General features: G+C 65.2%; 21 protein-coding genes. 4 read left to right on the plus strand and 17 right to left on the minus strand.

Annotation, left to right across the window (positions count from 1 at the left end; translation table 11 throughout):
- Window positions 1-17: 17 nt before the first annotated feature.
- Window positions 18-557 carry a DUF2058 domain-containing protein gene (locus G7020_RS03850; protein WP_181082617.1) on the plus strand — a complete coding sequence of 180 codons (540 nt, stop codon included), beginning with the start codon at window positions 18-20 and terminating at the stop codon, window positions 555-557.
- A gap of 93 nt (window positions 558-650) precedes the next feature.
- Window positions 651-809, plus strand: coding sequence for a hypothetical protein (locus tag G7020_RS03855; protein ID WP_181082618.1), 159 nt, complete (start codon window positions 651-653; stop codon window positions 807-809).
- A 135-nt stretch (window positions 810-944) separates the two neighbouring features.
- Here G7020_RS03855 and G7020_RS03860 read toward each other — a convergent pair whose 3' ends face one another.
- Together G7020_RS03860 and G7020_RS03865 are read right to left on the minus strand one after the other, a co-directional pair.
- Entirely contained in the window at window positions 945-1,634 is a 690-nt protein-coding gene (locus G7020_RS03860) for a phosphoribosyltransferase (protein ID WP_181082619.1), read from the minus strand.
- 3 nt (window positions 1,635-1,637) lie between these two features.
- Window positions 1,638-2,978, minus strand: coding sequence for an erythromycin esterase family protein (locus G7020_RS03865; RefSeq protein WP_181082620.1), 1,341 nt, complete (start codon window positions 2,976-2,978; stop codon window positions 1,638-1,640).
- Between the two features lie 186 nt (window positions 2,979-3,164).
- Here G7020_RS03865 and G7020_RS03870 point away from each other — a divergent pair, with 186 nt between their 5' ends.
- The gene (locus G7020_RS03870; RefSeq protein WP_181082621.1) at window positions 3,165-3,398 is read left to right on the plus strand and encodes a hypothetical protein; all 234 of its coding nucleotides are present in this window, start codon (window positions 3,165-3,167) and stop codon (window positions 3,396-3,398) included.
- Between the two features lie 31 nt (window positions 3,399-3,429).
- Here G7020_RS03870 and pdeM read toward each other — a convergent pair whose 3' ends face one another.
- The 11 genes from pdeM to ureE form a co-directional block, all read right to left on the minus strand.
- Window positions 3,430-4,086: a ligase-associated DNA damage response endonuclease PdeM gene (gene pdeM, locus G7020_RS03875; protein WP_181082622.1), complete on the minus strand. Its 657-nt coding sequence runs from the start codon at window positions 4,084-4,086 to the stop codon at window positions 3,430-3,432.
- Between the two features lie 134 nt (window positions 4,087-4,220).
- Window positions 4,221-6,830, minus strand: coding sequence for a ligase-associated DNA damage response DEXH box helicase (locus G7020_RS03880; protein WP_181082623.1), 2,610 nt, complete (start codon window positions 6,828-6,830; stop codon window positions 4,221-4,223).
- A 138-nt stretch (window positions 6,831-6,968) separates the two neighbouring features.
- Window positions 6,969-7,667 carry an urea ABC transporter ATP-binding subunit UrtE gene (gene urtE / locus G7020_RS03885; RefSeq protein WP_181082624.1) on the minus strand — a complete coding sequence of 233 codons (699 nt, stop codon included), beginning with the start codon at window positions 7,665-7,667 and terminating at the stop codon, window positions 6,969-6,971.
- Between the two features lie 92 nt (window positions 7,668-7,759).
- Window positions 7,760-8,572 (minus strand): urea ABC transporter ATP-binding protein UrtD, encoded by an 813-nt coding sequence (gene urtD, locus G7020_RS03890; RefSeq protein ID WP_181082625.1) that lies wholly within the window; start codon window positions 8,570-8,572, stop codon window positions 7,760-7,762.
- A complete protein-coding gene (urtC, locus tag G7020_RS03895) occupies window positions 8,569-9,648 on the minus strand; it encodes an urea ABC transporter permease subunit UrtC (protein WP_181082626.1) in 1,080 nt (359 codons plus the stop codon). The genes urtD and urtC overlap by 4 nt, the downstream gene beginning before the upstream one ends.
- On the minus strand, window positions 9,645-11,216 hold the full coding sequence (gene urtB, locus G7020_RS03900) for an urea ABC transporter permease subunit UrtB (RefSeq protein WP_181082627.1): 1,572 nt from the start codon (window positions 11,214-11,216) through the stop codon (window positions 9,645-9,647). The genes urtC and urtB overlap by 4 nt, the downstream gene beginning before the upstream one ends.
- A gap of 160 nt (window positions 11,217-11,376) precedes the next feature.
- Complete coding sequence (urtA, locus tag G7020_RS03905; protein ID WP_181082628.1) at window positions 11,377-12,645, minus strand: urea ABC transporter substrate-binding protein; 1,269 nt, start codon at window positions 12,643-12,645, stop codon at window positions 11,377-11,379.
- Between the two features lie 236 nt (window positions 12,646-12,881).
- Window positions 12,882-13,454: a HupE/UreJ family protein gene (locus G7020_RS03910; protein WP_181082629.1), complete on the minus strand. Its 573-nt coding sequence runs from the start codon at window positions 13,452-13,454 to the stop codon at window positions 12,882-12,884.
- Between the two features lie 30 nt (window positions 13,455-13,484).
- On the minus strand, window positions 13,485-14,099 hold the full coding sequence (ureG, locus tag G7020_RS03915) for an urease accessory protein UreG (protein WP_181082630.1): 615 nt from the start codon (window positions 14,097-14,099) through the stop codon (window positions 13,485-13,487).
- A gap of 62 nt (window positions 14,100-14,161) precedes the next feature.
- A complete protein-coding gene (locus G7020_RS03920) occupies window positions 14,162-14,839 on the minus strand; it encodes an urease accessory UreF family protein (protein WP_181082631.1) in 678 nt (225 codons plus the stop codon).
- Window positions 14,836-15,336 (minus strand): urease accessory protein UreE, encoded by a 501-nt coding sequence (gene ureE / locus G7020_RS03925; protein ID WP_181082632.1) that lies wholly within the window; start codon window positions 15,334-15,336, stop codon window positions 14,836-14,838. The genes G7020_RS03920 and ureE overlap by 4 nt, the downstream gene beginning before the upstream one ends.
- Before the next feature lie 295 nt (window positions 15,337-15,631).
- Between ureE and G7020_RS03930 the strand changes: the two genes are divergently transcribed.
- Window positions 15,632-15,898: a DksA/TraR family C4-type zinc finger protein gene (locus G7020_RS03930; protein ID WP_181082633.1), complete on the plus strand. Its 267-nt coding sequence runs from the start codon at window positions 15,632-15,634 to the stop codon at window positions 15,896-15,898.
- Window positions 15,899-16,035: 137 nt separating this feature from the next.
- Here G7020_RS03930 and ureC read toward each other — a convergent pair whose 3' ends face one another.
- From ureC to G7020_RS03950, 4 genes are all read right to left on the minus strand, one after another.
- Window positions 16,036-17,736 carry an urease subunit alpha gene (gene ureC, locus G7020_RS03935; protein ID WP_181082634.1) on the minus strand — a complete coding sequence of 567 codons (1,701 nt, stop codon included), beginning with the start codon at window positions 17,734-17,736 and terminating at the stop codon, window positions 16,036-16,038.
- 103 nt (window positions 17,737-17,839) lie between these two features.
- Window positions 17,840-18,145, minus strand: coding sequence for an urease subunit beta (locus G7020_RS03940; RefSeq protein ID WP_181082635.1), 306 nt, complete (start codon window positions 18,143-18,145; stop codon window positions 17,840-17,842).
- On the minus strand, window positions 18,142-18,651 hold the full coding sequence (locus tag G7020_RS03945; RefSeq protein WP_336509700.1) for an N-acetyltransferase family protein: 510 nt from the start codon (window positions 18,649-18,651) through the stop codon (window positions 18,142-18,144). The genes G7020_RS03940 and G7020_RS03945 overlap by 4 nt, the downstream gene beginning before the upstream one ends.
- Window positions 18,652-18,705: 54 nt before the next feature.
- Window positions 18,706-19,008 carry an urease subunit gamma gene (locus G7020_RS03950; protein WP_181082637.1) on the minus strand — a complete coding sequence of 101 codons (303 nt, stop codon included), beginning with the start codon at window positions 19,006-19,008 and terminating at the stop codon, window positions 18,706-18,708.
- Window positions 19,009-19,016: the final 8 nt, after the last annotated feature.

The raw sequence follows: 19,016 nt of genomic DNA on the forward strand, positions 1-19,016 counted from the left end.
GACAGACGAGCCGAAACATGAGTCTTTCCCTTCGCGATCAGCTGCTCAAAGCCGGGCTGGTCAATGAGAAGCAGGTCAAACAGGCCGGCAAGCAGCAAAAGAAACAGCAGCGTCTGGTGCACAAAGGCCAAGCCGAGAAAGATGACTCGCAGCGCGAGGCGGCGCTCAAGGCGCAGGCCGAGAAGCAGGCGCGCGATCAGGAGCTCAACCGCCAGCAGCAGCAAAAGGCCGAGCAGAAGGCGCGTACCGCACAGATCAAGCAGCTGATCGAAACCAGCCGCCTGCCCAAGCTGACTACCGAGGATTACTACAACTTCGTCGACGACAAGAAGGTCAAGCGCCTGTCGGTGAACAAGCTGATGCGCGACAAGCTCTCCAGCGGCTCGCTGGCGATCGTCCGTCACGGCGGTGGTTACGAGGTGATTCCGCGCGAGGCCGCCTTGAAGATCCAGGAGCGCGACCCGCGCCGGATCGTGCAGCTCAACGTGCAGACCGAAGCGCCGGATGCCGACGACCCCTACGCCGCCTATCAGATTCCCGACGATCTGATGTGGTGAGTCGCCGACGGAAGGAGGGATAGAAAGCGGCCCTCAGCCCTCTACCCATAGACTCGATCGGATCGTCCGATTGCCGCAGTGGAGACTCACGCTATGGGTAACGAATCCATCCGTCATTACGTATTCGACAGGCTCGACCTGCAAGCCGGCGGTGTACCGGGCGATCCGGAAGAGCCCGGTGTACCGGACCTGCCCACCGAGCCGGGTGTGCCAACGGTGCCGGATCAGCCGCCACCCGCACCGGTGGCCTGAGAAGGACACCAGGCACCTTAGGCATCGCATCAGGCCGAACGAGTTCGGCCCTACGGTTTGGCAAGCTCCACCCGTAGGGCCGAATTCATTCGGCCAGCCGTTGCCCAAGGGCGGACAGGTTCAGCCCACGCAGCCCTAGTCCGCCGCGGTATTCGCTGCCAGGCCCTCGGCCTGCCGCAGCAGTTCGGTCACTTCCTCGTCGCGGGTCTGGTCGAAATTGGCGTAATGCCGGCCGACGCCGATGAAGGGCTCGGGCATGGCCAGGCAGATCAGCTCATCCACTTCACCTTGCAGCACTTCGATGACGTCACGTGGACCCACGGGGGTTGCCAGCACCATTCGCCGTGGGCCGGCCTGGCGCAGGCCCTTGAGCGCTGCCCGCACGGTCGCGCCAGTGGCGATGCCGTCATCGATGACGATCACGCAGCGGCCTGCCACCGAAGGTGCCGGACGATCGCCGCAATAATGCTGGCGCCGCCGCTCCAGCTCGGTCAGCTGGCGCTGCATCTCTTCCTCGAACCAGCTCGGCGGCGGGTTTATCTGCTGCAGCAGCGCCTGGTTGACCACCCATTGCGGATCGGCGCCGTCGATTACCGCGCCCAGCGCCAGTTCCTCATTGCCCGGCGCGCCGATCTTGCGCACCAGCACCAGATCCAGCGGCGCCTTGAGCAGGCTGGCTACCTCGAAGGCGACCGGCACGCCGCCGCGCGGCAGGGCGAGCACCAGCGGCTGTTCGCTCGCCAGGTGGAGGAGGGCTTCGGCCAGTTCCTGACCGGCGTGGACACGGTCGCGGAACAGGCTCGATTCAGGAACGAACATGCGCATGGCTCATTCTCCGAACGGGTAGGTGTCGGGCACGGTGGTTTCGTCGATACGGCGCGGGCCGATGGGCGTAACTGCCGTGGTCTGTTCCAGCCAGAGCAGCGCGTCGAACTGCTCGGCCAGGATCGCCTGGAAGTAGTGGCTCTGGCGTTCGGTCTGGGGCCGGTAGATGACGCCGATCGCCCGTTCCAGGCGTGGCCGCGTCAGTGCCTGGCGCAGCTCGCGATGGTTGTCGCCGCGCCACTCGGTCAGCGAGGCGGGATGGCCGGCCTGCAGGAACAGCTGTTCCCAGCTGTCCGGTCGGGACGGGCGCACCTGCTTGAGCTGCATGGGCTCGTCCCAGTTGTCTGCGGCGGCGACTTCGCCGCGGTCCGTGGCCATGCCGATCAGCACCGCCTCACGGCCGAAGGCGGTGCGACAGAGCTCGCCGATGTTGAACTCGCCGCCCCAGCCCATGGATGTCGCGGCGGCATTGCCGATGTGCGAGTTGTGCGCCCAGACCACCGCACGGGCGTCCGCGCCGCGATGCTCCAGCAGCGCGCGCAAGGTGTCGAACATGTGCCGGTCGCGCAGGTTCCAGGACTCGGTGGAGCCGCGATACATGGCGCGGTAATAGTGCTCGGCGGCCATCACCACCCGGGCGTTGCGCTCGGCATCGAAGAAGTCACCGTCGTCGCGGCCCATGTATTCCAGGCGCTGTGCCAGCAGTGCGCTGAGCTGCTCGGTCACCGCCTGCTCGCAGGATGGCTGGCCGAGCATCACGTTGTGGCCATAGCCTGCCGGTTCTTCGTGCCAGGGGCTCAGACAGCCGTAGCGTCGGCGGGCGGCGCTGGCCGCAGCCGGGTCGACCTGGTCGAGATAGCTCAGCACCTCGCGTATCGAGGCGCCCAGGCTGTAGACGTCCAGCCCGCGAAACTCCACACGCCGCTCGGTCGGCAGCGCATCGTTGTGCCGGCGCAACCAGCGGGTGAAGTCCGCCACCTCGCGGTTGCGCCACATCCAGGCGGGGAAGCGCTTGAAGGAATCCTCGACCCAGGTGGCGGGCTGGCGCTGGCGCACGTGGCGGTCGATCTGTGCGGCGTCCGGCCAGTCCGCTTCGGCGGCGACGATGTTGAAGCCGTGGCGCTCGATCAGGCGCCGGGTGATGGCGGCGCGGGCGCGATAGAACTCCGAGGTGCCATGGCTGGCCTCACCGATCAGCACCACGCGGGCATCGGCGAAGCGCTCGAAAGGGTCGGCAAAATGCGGGTCGTCGATCGACGGAAGCGCGATTGCATGGGCACGCAGCAGGGCCACCAGTTGTTTTTCGCTGACCTCGGCAGAGGCTCTAAGGCGGGGTTCGCTCATGGCCTCGCTCCTCTCGGTGGGGTGTCTATCAATGACCCAGCCCCACAGGCCCTGTTCATTCGGCTCGACGGAAGGCCGAAGTAATCCGAACCGCCGAACTGAAAGAGGCGCGCGGGCCTCTAACGGATGGACGTCGATGTCGGCGGGCTTTTCCGGCCGAAGGCGCTATTTAGAGAGGGGCTGCCCATGACCACCTGGATCATCGCTTATAACAAGGACGGCAATACCGAGACCCTGAAAACCGAGTCCGATCACCAGCCGGATATCGACGAGGCGGTCGAACGGGTCACCCAGATGGCCCGGCGCGAATTTGGCGAAGGGGATCTGGATCACGAACATGACCCGGACCTGGAGGACACGCCGGCCACCCGCCTGGCCGAGCGCTACGGCATCACCATCACGGGGATTTCCCAGGCCTGAGGCGCGACTCGCGACGAAACGGGAACGAACCCTAGCGCACTCTCCAGACGCTGTCCTCGCCCACCACATAGATGCGCTGAGCGTCTTCGGCGCCGACTTCCAGCATGCCGGTGAAGGCGCCGAAGGCGGGCAACAGGCTGATTCGCTCGCCGATGCAGAAGCATGGCAGACGCAGGCTTTGCCGACCGCGCCCCTGCAGGCGAAAGGCAGGATGCAGATGGCCGGCCAACACGTGGTGGCTGGGATGCGGCTCGGGTTCGTGCTGCAGGGCGAAGGGGCCGAGCAGCAGCGGTTCGGGCACGACGCCGATGTCCAGTTCCTTGGGTGGATCGCCCGCGCGGCGGTCATGGTTGCCGCGTATCAGGGTGATTTCCAGCCACGGATGCCGTTGGCGCCAGGCGAGCAATTGTGCGTGCGTCGCCGGCGTGCGGGATTCGGGGGCGTGCAGGAAGTCACCGAGGAATATCAACCGGCGGCTGGGGTACTGCGCCAGCAGTGCGTCGAGGCGTTGCAGGTTGGCCTGGGTGGTGCCTTGGGGCACCGGCTGGCCGAGCCGGCGATAGGCGGCGGCCTTGCCGAAGTGAATGTCGGCGATCAACAGCGCACGTTCGCCCGGCCAGTAGACGGCCTTGTCGGCGAGTAGCCAGAGCTCGGTCTGTTCCAGTTCGATGGGGAGGTAGGGGTTCATCGTTGTCCCGTAGCGGGCCGTTTTCGTCGCCTATCGGGTCGAACCCGTTCGGTCGATCGTTGCGAGAGGCTGTAGAGCCGAATTTATTCGGCCAGCGGTTGTGCCAGGCCGAACAGGTTCGGCCCTACGGTCGTTCATCTTCGCGGTCTCGGTGTGCCGTCCTTGCGCGTGCGGGGTTTGCGTTTCGGGCCGGTCTCCTTTTCGACGGCGATGGCGGCGTTCCGTTCGGGCTGATAGCCACCGGGGCCGGCGGCCTTGTCCAGCTCGGCGACCATGCGCCGGATGCGGTCGGCCAGCTTTTCCGAAGTCAGGCTTTCGCGAAAACGCTCGACCATCAGCGGGAAGGCCAGCGGGGTGGTGCGTTTGACCTGATGCACGTCCAGCCGGCGCTGCTGCAGGCGCGTCAGGGTCTGTTCCAGCCGCTCCACATCCAGCTCCTGGCGCAGCACTTCTTCCTCGGCCTGGGTCAGCAGCAGGTTGGCCGGGTCGTACTGGCGGAACACGTCGAAGAACAGCCCGCTGGAAGCCTGCAACTGTCGCGCGCTCTTCTGCGCACCGGGATAACCGGAAAAGACCAGCCCGGCGATGCGCGCGATCTCGCGAAAGCGCCGGCGCGCCAGCTCGCCGGCATTGAGGCTGGCCAGCACGTCGTGCAGCAGGTTGCCTGTGTCGAACAGCGCCGGGGTCAGCCCCTGCAACCAGTCCACTTCGGTGGCCGAGAGCAGTTCCAGGCCATAGTCGTTCACCGCGATGGAAAAGGTCAGCGGCTGACGCTGGCCCATGCGCCAGGCGAGCAGGCTGGCCAGGCCGAGGTGCACGTGGCGACCGGCGAAGGGGTAGAGGAACAGGTGCCAGCCCTCGCGGGATTTCAGCACCTCGGCCAGCAGCGTGGTCTCGCTGGGCAGCGCCGACCAGTTCATCTGCACCTGCAACAGCGGTTGTACCAGGCGCATCTCCTGGCTGTCGAAGCGTCCCCGCGCGGCGGCGCCCAGTTGCTCCACCACGGCATCGGCCAGTTCGCTGGAAAGCGGCATGCGCCCGCCGTTCCAACGCGGCACAGCCGCCTTCTTGCCGCTGGCGCGGTTGACGTAGACGGTCATGTTCTCCACCCGCACCAGCTCCAGCAGGCGTCCGGCGAAGAGGAAGTTGTCACCCGGCCGCAGGCGCGCGATGAAACCTTCCTCGACGGAGCCCAACGAACGCCCGGTGCCGCCTCGGGCCCAGAATTTCACCGTCAGGCTGGCATCGCTGACGATGGTGCCGATGCTCATGCGATGGCGCAGCGCCACGCGTTTGCTCGGCACTTTCCACAGGCCGCTTTCGTCCGGCTCGACGCGTTGATAATCCGGGTAGGCTGTCAGCGAATGGCCGCCGTGGCGCACGAACGCCAGCGCCCATTGCCACTGGTCGTCGTCCAGCTGGCGATAGGACCAGGCCTGGCGCACTTCGGCGAAGAGTTCTTCGGGGCGGAAACCGCCACCCAGAGCCATGCTGACCAGATGCTGCACCAGCACATCCAGCGGCCTTTGCGGGGCGCTGCGGGCCTCGATCCGGCGTTCGGCTACCGCCACCTGCGCCGCGGCGGCTTCGATCACTTCCAGGCTGTGGGTGGGCACCAGCGTCACCCGCGAAGTACGCCCCGGCGCGTGACCGGAACGCCCGGCGCGCTGCATCAAGCGGGCGACGCCCTTGGGCGAGCCGATCTGCAGCACGCGTTCGACCGGCAGGAAATCCACCCCCAGGTCCAGGCTGGACGTGCAGACCACGGCCTTCAGCGCACCCTGTTTCAGGCCCAGCTCGACCCAGTCGCGCACCTCGCGGGCCAGCGAGCCGTGGTGCAGAGCGATCAGCCCGGCCCAATCCGGGCGTGCATCGAGAATCGCCTGATACCAGAGTTCCGACTGCGAGCGGGTGTTGGTGAACACCAGTGAGGTGGCGGCCGATTCGATCTCCTCGACCACCTGCGGCAGCATGCGCAGGCCCAGGTGCCCGGCCCAGGGAAAGCGTTCGAGGCTGGGAGGCAGCAGGGAGTCGACCTTGAGCGCCTTGTCGATGCGCCCCTGGATCAACCGCCCCTGTCCTGGGTGCAGCAATACGTCGAGCGCGTGGGGCTGGTTGCCCAGGGTGGCGGACAGGCCCCAGACGATCAGCTCCGGTATCCAGCGGCGCAGCCGCGCGAGCGCCAGTTGCAGTTGCACGCCACGCTTGTTGCCCAGCAGCTCGTGCCACTCGTCCACCACCAGCATGCGCAGGCTGCCGAAGGCCTGGCGGGCATCGGCGCGGGTCAGCAGCAGCGTCAGGCTTTCCGGCGTGGTGATCAGCGCGCTGGGCAGGCGTCGGCTCTGGCGTGCGCGTTCGGCACTGCCGGTGTCGCCGGTGCGCAGGCCGACGCTCCAGGCGATGCCGAGATCGTCCAGTGGCGCTTGCAAGGCTCGCGCGGTATCGGCGGCCAGGGCGCGCATGGGCGTGATCCAGAGGACGCTGAGTGGGGCGGGTTTGTCCGATGGTTTGACAGGTACCTGTGGCTTCTGCTCGGGCAAGCCCGCCCCTACTAAAGCGAAACGATCGAGCGCGCCGAGCCAGACGGCATAGGTCTTGCCCGAGCCGGTGGTGGCGTGGAGCAGACCGGACTCGCCGTTCTGCACGGCTTGCCAGACGTCCCGCTGGAACGCAAAGGGTTGCCAGCCATGGCGGGCGAACCAGGTTTCGGCGAGAGGGCCAGTTTTCAGCGGGGACTGCGTCATGTGCCATTCCGTCTGGTGGGATCTTGCCTGCCGGACATTCAGGCCCTCGCAGGGCCTGGCCGGCCATGACGGGCCGGTCTTCCGTAAGCACCACCTGGTCTGACAGCGCGCGGCGCCGCCTGGCTCGACCGCGCTGTCTCAGATTGCCACCAGCCCTCGCACGCCGTCGGCTTCCATGGTTTCGCCCCGGCCCTGCTGGACGATCTCGCCGCGGCTCATCACCAGGTACTGGTCGGCCAGTTCTGCGGCGAAGTCGTAGAACTGCTCGACCAGCAGGATGCTCATGTCGCCGCGGGCTGCGAGCTTTTTGATCACCACGCCGATTTCCTTGATCACCGAGGGCTGGATGCCTTCGGTGGGTTCGTCGAGGATCAGCAGGCGCGGCTTGCTGGCCAGCGCCCGGCCAATGGCCAGTTGCTGTTGCTGGCCACCGGAGAGATCGCCACCACGGCGGTGTTTCATTTCGTATAGCACTGGAAAGAGTTCGTAGATGAATTCCGGTACTTCCCTGGCCTCCCTGGCGCTGAACCGCGACAGACCCATCAGCAGGTTTTCCTCCACGGCCAGACGCGGGAATATTTCCCTTCCCTGGGGCACGTAGGCGATGCCGGCCTGCACCCGCTGGTGCGGTTTCAGTCCGGTGATCGGCTTGCCTTCCCAGTTCACCGAGCCTTCCCTGGCCGGAATCAGGCCCATCAGGCACTTGAGCAGCGTGGTCTTGCCAACCCCGTTGCGCCCGAGCAGGCAGGTGACTTCGCCGATCCTGGCCTCGAACGACAGGCCGCGCAGGATGTGGCTGCCGCTGTAGTATTGATGCAGATTTTCGACATTGAGCATGCTTTGAATCCTTATAAGCCACTGAAGGCTTGAGGCTGGAGGCTGAACGAAAAGCAGCTTTTCCGTTCAGCCTCCAGCGCTTTTTCCGGTTTTTAACGCCCCAGATACACCTCGATCACCCGCTCGTCCGCCTGGACCTTTTCCAGCGACCCTTCGGCCAGCACCTGGCCCTGGTGCAGCACGGTGACGTGATCGGCGATGGAGCCGACGAAGCCCATATCGTGCTCGACCACGATCAGCGAGTGCTTGCGCGCCAGCGATTTGAACAGCGTGGCGGTGAATTCGGTTTCGGCATCGGTCATGCCGGCCACCGGCTCGTCGAGCAGCAGCAGGTGCGGCTGCTGCATCAGCAGCATGCCGATCTCCAGGAACTGTTTCTGGCCGTGCGAGAGCAGCCCGGCAGGGCGGCGCCGCGCACCCTCCAGGCGGATGGTGGCCAGCACTTCGTCGATGCGGTCCTTTTGCTCGCCGGAGAGCTTCGCTTTCAGGCTGGCCCACACCGATTTGTCGGTTTTCTGGGTCAGCTCAAGGTTCTCGAACACCGAAAGCGCCTCGAATACCGTGGGTTTCTGGAACTTGCGGCCAATGCCGGCCTGGGCGATCTCGGCTTCGCTCATGCGGGTCAGGTCGAACTGCTCGCCAAACCAGGCCTTGCCAGTGTCGGGGCGGGTCTTGCCGGTGATCACGTCCATCAGGGTGGTCTTGCCGGCGCCGTTGGGACCGATGATGCAACGCAGTTCGCCGATGCCGATGTACAGGTTGAGATCGGTTAGCGCCCTGAAGCCATCGAAGCTGACGTTGATCTCCTCCAGGGTGAGGATGGTGCCGTGGCGGACATTGACGGTCTTGCCGATCAGCTGGCCTTTGTCCGGCGACAGCTCGGCCTGGCAAGTGGTAGCGTTCATTGTTCTTTCTCCTTGCGCAGCAGCCCGATCACGCCCTTGGGCAGGTACAGGGTGACGATGATGAACAGTGCGCCGAGGGCGAACAGCCAGTATTCGGGGAAGGCCACGGTGAACCAGCTCTTCATGCCGTTGACCAGACCGGCGCCCAGCAGCGGCCCGATCAGCGTGCCGCGCCCGCCCAGGGCGACCCAGACGGCGGCCTCGATGGATTGCGTCGGTGCCATCTCGCTGGGGTTGATGATCCCGACCTGCGGCACGTAGAGCGCGCCGGCCAGGCCGCACAACACTGCGCTCAATACCCAGATAAACAACTTGTAGCTGCGCGGGTCGTAGCCGCAGAACATCAGGCGATTTTCCGCATCGCGCAGCGCCGTCAGCACCCGGCCGAATTTGCTGCGCGCCAGCCGCCAGCCGAGGTACAGGCTGCCGACGAGCAGGGTGACGGTGGCCAGGAACAGCGTGGCGCGGGTGGCGGGCGCCGAGATCGAGAAGCCGAGGATGGTCCTGAAATCGGTGAAGCCGTTGTTGCCGCCGAAGCCGGTTTCGTTGCGAAAGAACAGCAGCATGCCGGCGAAGGTCAGCGCCTGGGTCATGATCGAGAAATACACACCCTTGATCCGCGAGCGGAAGGCGAAGTAACCGAACACGAAGGCCAGCACGCCCGGCACCAGCACCACCAGGCACATGGCCCAGAGAAAACTGGAGGTGCCGTACCAGTACCAGGGCAGCTCGTTCCAGGCGAGGAAGCTCATGAATGCCGGTAGACCATCACCCGCGCTCTGGCGCATCAGGTACATGCCCATGGCATAGCCGCCGAGGGCGAAGAACAGGCCGTGGCCCAGCGACAGCAGCCCGGCGTAGCCCCAGACCAGATCCAGCGCCAGGGCGACGATGGCGTAGCAGAGGATCTTGCCGACCAGCGTCAGGGTGTAGGCCGAGACATGGAACGCGTGGTCAGCCGGCAGCAGGTGCAGCAGCGGCATGGCGATCAGGATGGCGAGCACCGTGCCGAGGGCGGCGGCGGTGAGTGTCGGGCCGGCTTTCTGCGCGGCAGTGATCGTGAGTGGCTGGTTCAATCGATGACCCTCCCCTTGAGGGCGAACAGTCCCTGCGGACGTTTCTGGATGAAGAGGATGATCAGCGCGAGGATGAGGATCTTGCCCAGCACGGCGCCGATCTGCGGTTCGAGGATCTTGTTGGCGATGCCTAAGCCAAACGCGGCGAAGATGCTGCCGGCCAGTTGGCCGACGCCGCCGAGCACCACCACCAGGAAGGAGTCGATGATGTAGCCCTGGCCAAGGTCCGGGCCGACGTTGCCGATCTGGCTCAACGCCACGCCGCCCAGCCCGGCGATCCCCGAACCCAGTCCGAACGCCATCATGTCGATGCGCCCGGTCGGCACGCCGCAGCAGGCGGCCATGTTGCGGTTCTGGGTGACTGCGCGCACGTTCAGGCCCAGGCGGGTCCTGTTCAGCAGCAGCCAGGTCAGCAGCACCACGAACAGTGCGAAGCCGATGATCACCATGCGGTTGTAGGGCAGCACCAGGTTCGGCAGCACCTGCAGCCCGCCGGACAGCCAGGCGGGGTTGGCGACTTCGACGTTCTGCGCGCCGAACACCACCCGCACCAGCTGGATCAGGATCAGGCTGATGCCCCAGGTCGCCAGCAGGGTTTCCAGCGGGCGGCCATAGAGATGGCGAATCACCGTGCGCTCCAGCGCCATGCCGATCGCGGCGGTGACGAAAAAGGCCACCGGCAGCGCCACCAGCGGGTAGAACGCCAGCGCTTCCGGGGCGAGCCGCGCCATCAGCACCTGCACCATGTAGGTGGTGTAGGCGCCGAGCATCAGCATCTCGCCGTGGGCCATGTTGATCACACCCAGCAGGCCGAAGGTGATGGCCAGGCCTAGGGCGGCGAGCAGCAGGATCGAACCCAGCGACAGGCCACTGAAGGCCTGACCGAGCAGTTCGCCGATCAGCAGCTTGCGCTTGACCTGAACCAGGCTGGCCTCCGCGGCTTTGAGCACCTCGGCGTCGGTTTCCGCTGCGTCGGCCAGCAGGTTTTCCAGGCGTACCCGCGCCAGCGGCGCACCGGTTTCTCCGAGCAGGCGCACGGCGGCCAGACGGATCGCCGGGTCGGTCGCGGTCAGTTGCAGATTGGCCAGTGCCAGGGTCAGGGCTTCGCTCACTGCCGGATCTTCTTCAGCTTCAAGGCGCTCTTCCAGCAGCCTCAGCTGGTCCGGTGTGGCGCTGCGCTGCAGGCGTTTGGCGGCGCTCAGGCGTTGCGCCGGATCTTCGGCGAACAGCTGGTGGCTGGCCAGCGCGGTATTCAGCAGGCCGCGCAGGCGATTGTTCAGGCGCAGCTTCTTCAGCGTGCCGACGGGTTCGGCGTCGCCTTGCAGGGCGCGAAAGCCAGTGCTCTCTTCGATGAAGGGGACGTTGTCGGCGTCGATAACCACGCGGTTGGCGCGCAGCGCTTCGATCAGCGTCAGCCGCTCGGGGGCGGGAGCGGCGGCCCAGGTTTCCAGCAGTTTTGCCTGTTTGGCCGGGCTGGCCTTGGCGTAATCGGCTGCGTCTCCGGCCTGGGCTGCCCAGGGCAGCGCGAGCAGGAGCAACAGCAATAATCGGTGCAGGGCAGTGTTCATCTGTGTATTTCCCAGGGGAGGCCGCGTGCTCTCTTGATGGCGCCTGTGGCGACCGACAGGTGGATGAGAAAAGCGTCGACTCCGCGTTCCGATCCACCCTACGAAAGCCGAGCGAATGTAGGGTGGATGGCGCTTCATCCATCCACCGCAACGATCGCTGTCAGTTCGACTTCACCGCGTAATCCGGCTTCTTGTCGTTACCCGGGATATACGGACTCCACGGCTGGGCGCGGACCGGGCTTTCGGTCTCCCAGACCACCGAGAACTGGCCGTCTTCCTGTACCTCGCCGATCATCACCGGCTTTTGCAGGTGGTGGTTGGTCTTGTCCATGGTCAGGGTGTAGCCGCTCGGCGCTGCGAAGGTCTGCCCGGCCAGGGCATCGCGCACCTTGCCGACGTCGGTGCTGCCGGCCTTCTCGACCGCCTGCGCCCACATGTGGATGCCGACATAGGTGGCTTCCATCGGGTCGTTGGTTACCGCCTTGTCGGCGCCCGGCAGGCCCTTGTCCTTGGCGTAGGCCTTCCACTTGGCGACGAACTGCTCGTTGACCGGATTCTCCACCGACTGGAAGTAGTTCCAGGCGGCCAGATGACCGACCAGCGGTTTGGTGTCGATGCCGCGCAGCTCCTCTTCGCCGACCGAGAAGGCGACCACCGGCACGTCGGTGGCTTCCAGGCCCTGGTTGGCCAGTTCCTTGTAGAAGGGCACGTTGGAGTCGCCGTTGATGGTCGACACCACCGCTGTCTTGCCGCCAGCGGAGAACTTCTTGATGTTGGCGACGATGGTCTGGTAATCGCTGTGGCCAAAGGGGGTGTAGACCTCTTCGATGTTCGCTTCCGGCACGCCCTTGCTGATCAGGAAGGCGCGCAGAATCTTGTTGGTGGTGCGCGGATAGACGTAATCGGTGCCCAGCAGGAAGAAGCGCTCGGCGCTGCCGCCGTCCTCGCTCATCAGGTATTCCACGGCGGGGATGGCCTGTTGGTTCGGCGCGGCGCCGGTGTAGAAGACGTTGGGCGACAGCTCCTCGCCTTCGTACTGCACCGGGTAGAACAGCAGGCCGTTCAGTTCTTCGTAGACCGGCAGCACGGATTTGCGCGAAACGGAGGTCCAGCAGCCGAAGGTCACCGCGACCTTGTCCTGGGTCAGCAGCTGACGGCCACGCTCGGCGAACAGCGGCCAGTTCGAGGCGGGATCGACCACCACCGGCTCCAGCTGCTTGCCGAGCACGCCACCCTTGGCGTTGATCTCGTCGATGGCCATCAGCGCCATGTCTTTCAGGGAGGTTTCCGAAATGGCCATGGTGCCGGACAGCGAATGCAGGATGCCGACCTTGATGGTTTCGGCGGCCTGCAGGGTGAAGGGGAACAGGCCGGACAGCATCAGCGCGCTGGCGGCGAGGGTGGACTTCAGTAGAGGACGGCGTTTCATGGTGGGCGGCTCCTTGGCTGTCCATGCGTAACTGTGGGTTGGGTCCATCGGGACGCAAGGAGCAATGGCAGCATCCGTGCCAATTTCCTGAAAGCCTTGTGTGGCAGGGCTTTGCGGGCTTTTTTCGGGTCTGCGCCGCGAGGGGCGGCGCGTTGCTGCAGAGCGAAAACGGGGCGGTGTGAAAGGCTGTGGCAGGGTGCTGCACGTTCATGGTGCGAGAGCGGATGCCGCTTCGCTCAGCCCGCCAGCAGCCAGGCGCCGGCCAGTGCCGAGGCGATCCCGGCGATGCGCACCAGGGGTGCGGCAGCGTCCGGCAGGCTGCGGGCAGCGACATAGCCGGCGGCATGCAGGGCGGTCGTGGCGGCGATGAATCCGGCGGCATAAGCCCAGGGGCTGGCCAGTTCCGGCAGTTCCAGACCGTGGGCCATGCCGTGACCGAGCGCGAACAATGCGGTCAGGCCGGCTGCCAGCGGCAATGCCGGGCGCACCGCCAGCGCCACCAGCAGGCCGAGCGCAAGGACTGAACCGGCGATGCCTGTTTCCATCAATGGCAGCTGAATGCCGGCGAAACCCAGCAGGCCGCCGATAAGCATGGTGACAACGAAGCTCAACGGCAGCGCCAGGCGCGCATTGCCCTGCTGTTGAGAGGCCCACAGGCCGACGGCGAGCATGGCCAGCAGATGATCGAGGCCCAGAATCGGGTGGGCAATGCCGGATATCAGGCCTGAATGGTCGTGTCCCGGATGGGCAAAGGCCAGGGCCGGAGTCAGTAGCAGGGCGCTCATGGCGAGGGGCAGGCGAAGCTTCATCGATGGATCTCCTTGGTTTGGATTGGGGTGTCAGGCTGCGCGGAGCATTCCCTGTTTTTCGATAAAGGCGATGATCTCGTCGAGGCCCTGGCCAACCTTCTGGTTGCTGAACACGAAGGGCTTGTCGCCGCGCATCTTGCGGGTGTCGCGGTCCATGACCTCCAGCGAGGCCCCGACCATCGGCGCCAGGTCGATCTTATTGATCACCAGCAGATCGGATTTGCAGATGCCCGGCCCGCCCTTGCGCGGCAGCTTGTCGCCGGCAGAAACGTCGATGACGTAGAGGGTCAGGTCGGACAGTTCCGGGCTGAAGGTGGCCGAGAGGTTGTCGCCGCCGGATTCGACGATGATCAGGTCCAGCCCCGGAAAGCGCCGATTGAGCTGCTCCACGGCCTCCAGATTGATCGAGGCGTCTTCGCGGATTGCCGTGTGCGGGCAGCCACCGGTTTCCACGCCGATGATGCGCTCGGGTGCCAGGGCTTCGTTGCGCACCAGAAACTGGGCGTCTTCTTGGGTGTAGATGTCGTTGGTGACCACGGCCAGGTTGTAGCGCTCGCGCAATGCCAGGCACAGGGCGAGGGTCAGCGCGGTCTTGCCGGAGCCGACCGGGCCGCCGATGCCGACACGCAGGGGTTGGGTGTTCATGGTGAGGTCCTCTGTAATGGGAGCGGATGCGTGGGTCGCGTTCGAGGCGCTGTCTGCCTCGCTTATGAACGGAACAGGCGGCTGTACTGGCGCTCATGGGCCATGCTGGCCAGCATCAGGCCGAAGGAAGCGCTGCCCCAGTGTTCGGGGGCAATCTCGGTCGCGGTGTGCTGGGCTTGCCGCAGTGTCGACAAAAGCCCGGACGTCAGGCGCTGTGCGGCCTGCTGGCCCAGCGGCAGGGTCTTCATCAGCACCGCCAGCTGGTTCTCCAGCCAGCCCCAGAGCCAGGCCGTGAGCGCATCTTCGGGCGAGATGCCCCAGGCGCGTGCGGCCAGCGCCCAGCCCAGGGCGAGGCCGGGTTCTTCAATGCGTGCAAACAGGGTGCGGGCAGGCTCGTCCAGTTCCGGCAGATTGCTCAGCAGTTGCTTGAGCGAGTAGCCCATCTGCCGGCTTTCCTGGCGCAATTCCCGGGTTTCGCGGCTGGCGCGATGGCGGGCGGCCAGACGCTCCAGTTCGGCCCAGTTTTCGGCGGCGGCTGCCTCGCAATGGGCCAGCAGCAACGGCATCTCGAAACGCGCCAGGTTCAGCAGCATCTGGTCGGCGAGCCAGTTTCCGGCACTGGTCTCGTCCTGCACGAGGCCCTGTTCCACCGCCATTTCCAGGCCCTGGGAATAGCTGTAGCCGCCGATGGGCAGTTGCGGGCTGGCCAGCCGCAGCAATGCGAACGCCGTGTGATTCACCTGCGCGCACCGAACTGATGCAGGCGTGGCGCATAGCTGAACTCGGCTTCGCCGGCATGGGAGTGATGATGGCCGCCGCCGTAGGCGCCATGCTCCGGCTGAAAGGGGGCTTCGATGGCTTCGACCCGCGCGCCGAGTTGCAGCAGCATGTCCTTGAGTACGTAGTCGTCGAGCAGGCGCAGCCAGCCATCGCCCACCTGCAGGGCCACATGGCGATTGCCCAGATGGTAGGCCGCCCGCGTCAGCTCGAAGCTGTTGGCGCAGGTCACGTGAAGCAACTTTTCGGCGCGGGCGCGCACGATAACGATGCGACCGTCCTGGGCCAGCAAGGCTTCGCCATCCTGCAGCGGCGGCTGGCCGCGTTCGAGAAACAGGCCAACCTCTTCGCCAGCCGTGGAGAAACAGCGCAACCGCGATTTGCTGCGCGCCTCGCAGGTCAGTTCCAGCTCGGCGTCGCCGGTGGCCTGCGCGGTGATACGTTGATGAATGACCAGCATGGGCAGTTCCGCTTGTGTGATGGAACAAGCAGAGCAAGGCCCTTGCCAACCTTGAGGGCGGAAGCGTCGCGCGGGTTTCTCAGGCGGATGTGCCTTGAAAGGGGGATCGGCCCGTTTCGTCGTGGTGCGCAGAACGGCTCTGCGCCTCACTTTGGTGCAATGCTTCCCGCCATGTGCAGGTTGTGAGTATCTTCAACGCAGCGGCTGGCGACGTGCCCGGCACTGAACGGCCTGTCGCCCCGCGGTTCCAATGTCTTGAATACCCATGGGCTGCCCGAGCAGGCAGGAGGTTGCAATGGCGACTGGTTGGGCGAAGGAAGGTGCGGTGCAGGAACAGATCGACAGCACCATCGATGATGCGGTGCAGCGTGCCCGCAGCAGGCTGGGGCAGGGCGAAAGCCTGACGCACTGCGAGGAATGCGATGCGAAGATTCCCGAGGCGCGGCGCCAGGCGGTGCCGGGCGTACGGCTCTGCGTGGTGTGCCAGGCCGAGCAGGATAAGCAGGACGCACAGTTCAGCGGCTATAACCGCCGCGGCAGCAAGGATAGCCAGCTGCGCTGATATCTTTTGCTGTCTGCCGTGGGCATTGAAAGCGCAGCGATGGGGTCCTGCGTATCTGGACGAATACGCCACGCTCAAGGAGCGTTTCCGAGATACGACCGCCGTACCGTGCGGTACGGTTCCTGCGAAGCAGCCCTTCAGAAGAGAAAATAGCGCTGCGCCATCGGCAGCACCTCGACCGGCTCGCACCAGAGCAACTGGCCGTCTGCCCTGACCTGATAATTCTGCGGATCGACCTCGATGTCCGGGGTGTAGTCGTTGTGGATCAGGTCTTTCTTCTGCACCGAACGACAGCCCTTCACCACGCCGATCTTCTTCTTCAGGCCGAGCTGCCCGGGCACGCCGGCGTCGAATGCCGCCTGGCTGATGAAGGTGAAGCTCGACGCATGCAGCGAGCCGCCGTAGCTGCCGAACATCGGTCGGTAGTGCACCGGCTGCGGAGTCGGAATCGAGGCGTTGGCATCACCCATCAAACTGGCGGCGATGACGCCGCCCTTGAGGATCAGCGTGGGCTTGACGCCGAAGAAGGCCGGGCGCCAGAGCACCAGGTCGGCCCACTTGCCGACTTCGATGGAACCCACTTCGTGGCTGATGCCGTGGGTGATCGCCGGGTTGATGGTGTATTTCGCGATGTAGCGTTTGACGCGGAAATTGTCATTGCCCGGCCCGTCACCGGGTAAAGCGCCGCGCTGTTTCTTCATCTTGTCGGCGGTCTGCCAGGTGCGGATGATCACCTCGCCGACGCGGCCCATGGCCTGGCTGTCGGAACTGATCATGGAGAAGGCGCCGAGGTCGTGCAGGATGTCCTCGGCGGCGATGGTTTCGCGGCGGATGCGGCTCTCGGCGAAGGCCACGTCCTCGGCGATGCTCGGGTCCAGATGGTGGCAGACCATGAGCATGTCCAGATGCTCGTCGATGGTGTTGCGGGTAAAGGGCCGGGTCGGGTTGGTCGAGCTGGGCAGCACGTTGGGCAAGCCGCAGGCCCTGATGATGTCCGGTGCGTGGCCGCCGCCGGCGCCCTCGGTGTGGTAGGTGTGGATGGTGCGGCCCTTGAATGCGCCGAGGGTGGTTTCGACGAAGCCGGATTCGTTCAAGGTGTCGGTGTGGATCGCCACCTGCACGTCGTACTGGTCCGCGACTGACAGGCAATTGTCGATGGCGGCCGGGGTGGTGCCCCAGTCTTCGTGCAGCTTGAGTCCGATGGCGCCGGCTTTCACCTGTTCGATCAGCGGCTCGGGCAGCGAGACATTGCCCTTGCCGGTGAAACCGATGTTCATCGCAAAGGCTTCGGCAGCCAGGAGCATCCGCGCCATGTGCCACGGGCCGGGCGTCACGGTGGTGGCACAGGTGCCGGTGGCAGGCCCGGTGCCGCCGCCAATCAGGGTGGTGGTGCCACTCATCAGGGCTTCTTCGATCTGCTGCGGGCAGATGAAGTGGATGTGCGAATCGATGCCGCCGGCGGTGAGGATCATGCCTTCACCCGCGATGACTTCTGTCGCCGCGCCGATGGCGATGGTCACGTCTGGTTGAATGTCCGGGTTGCCGGCCTTGCCGATGGCGGCGATGCGCCCGTCCTTGAGGCCCACGTCGGCCTTGACGATGCCCCAGTGATCGATGATCAGCGCATTGGTGATCAGCGTATCGACCACCTCGGTTGCGCACAGCTGACTCTGCCCCATGCCGTCGCGGATCACCTTGCCGCCACCGAACTTCACTTCCTCGCCATAGGTGGTGAAGTCCTTTTCGACCTCGATCCACAGCTCGGTGTCGGCCAGGCGCACCTTGTCGCCAACGGTGGGGCCGAACATGTCGGCGTAGGCCAGACGGGAAATCTTCATGCTTTGAGTTCCTTCCAATTCGCTGGAGGCTAAAGGCTGGAGGCTGGACGAAAAAGCAGATCATCCGTCCAGCTTCTAGCCTCCAGCCGCTCTTGTCGTCTTTTCAGATATTTCCCATCACCCGCCCGGCGAAGCCGAACACCCGGCGCTCTCCGGCCAGCTCGACCAGCTCCACCTCGCGGCTCTGGCCCGGTTCGAAGCGCACTGCGGTGCCGGCGGGGATGTTCAGGCGCATGCCTCGCGCGGCGGCACGGTCGAAGGCCAGCGCATCGTTGGCCTCGAAGAAGTGGTAGTGCGAACCGACCTGGATGGGCCGGTCGCCACTGTTGGCCACGGTCAGGCTCAGGCTGCGGCGCCCGGCATTGAGTTCGATCTCGCCATCCTGGATCTGGTATTCGCCGGGGATCATGGGGCGGACGTCCTGTTCAGGTTCAGTTGCATGAGGGTCAGGTCCAGCCAGCGACCGAATTTGCAGCCGACCTGGCGCATCTGCCCCACGTGAATGAAGCCGAGCTGCTGATGCATATGCACCGAAGCGCGGTTTTCGCTCTCGATTGCCGCGACCATCACATGTTTGTCCAACCGCCGGGCGCGCTCGATCAGGGCTTCCATCAGGCTGCGTCCGACGCCGCTGCCGCGCTGGCCGGGGCGCACATAGACGGAATTTTCCACCGTATGGCGAAAGCCGTCGTGCGGGCGCCAGGGTGCGAAGGAGGCGTAGCCGATCACTTGTTGCCGCTCATCGACGGCAACCAGTACCGGGTAGCCCTGTGCGCGGCGTTCGGCCAGCCAGGCGCGGCGTTCGTCGAGATCGACAAGCCGGTCGTTCCAGATTGCGGTGCTGTTCTGCACCGCGTCGTTGTAGATCAGCAGGATGCCTTCAAGGTCGGTGTCCAGGGCGTCACGTAGCTGCACGGTCAAATCCTTCAATGCGGTTGGCGATAGGGCGCAGTAGACATCGACCCGTTTTCAGGGAATTGGTTGATGAACGGTGACCAGTTTGGTGCCGTCAGGAAAGGTCGCTTCCACCTGGATTTCCGGAATCATCTCCGGTACGCCCTGCATAACCTGTTCGCGGCTGAGCAGGGTGGTCCCGTAGTGCATCAGCTCGGCGACGGTCTGGCCATCGCGGGCGCCTTCGAGCAGCGCCGCCGAGATATAGGCCACAGCCTCGGGATGGTTGAGTTTCAGGCCACGTGCCATACGGCGCTCGGCGACCAGGCCTGCGGTGAAGATCAGCAGCTTGTCCTTCTCTCTGGGTGTGAGGTCCATCGCTTGCT

It is taken from the genome of Stutzerimonas stutzeri, from assembly GCF_013522825.1.
GTDB classification, from domain to species: Bacteria; Pseudomonadota; Gammaproteobacteria; order Pseudomonadales; family Pseudomonadaceae; genus Stutzerimonas; species Stutzerimonas stutzeri_AK.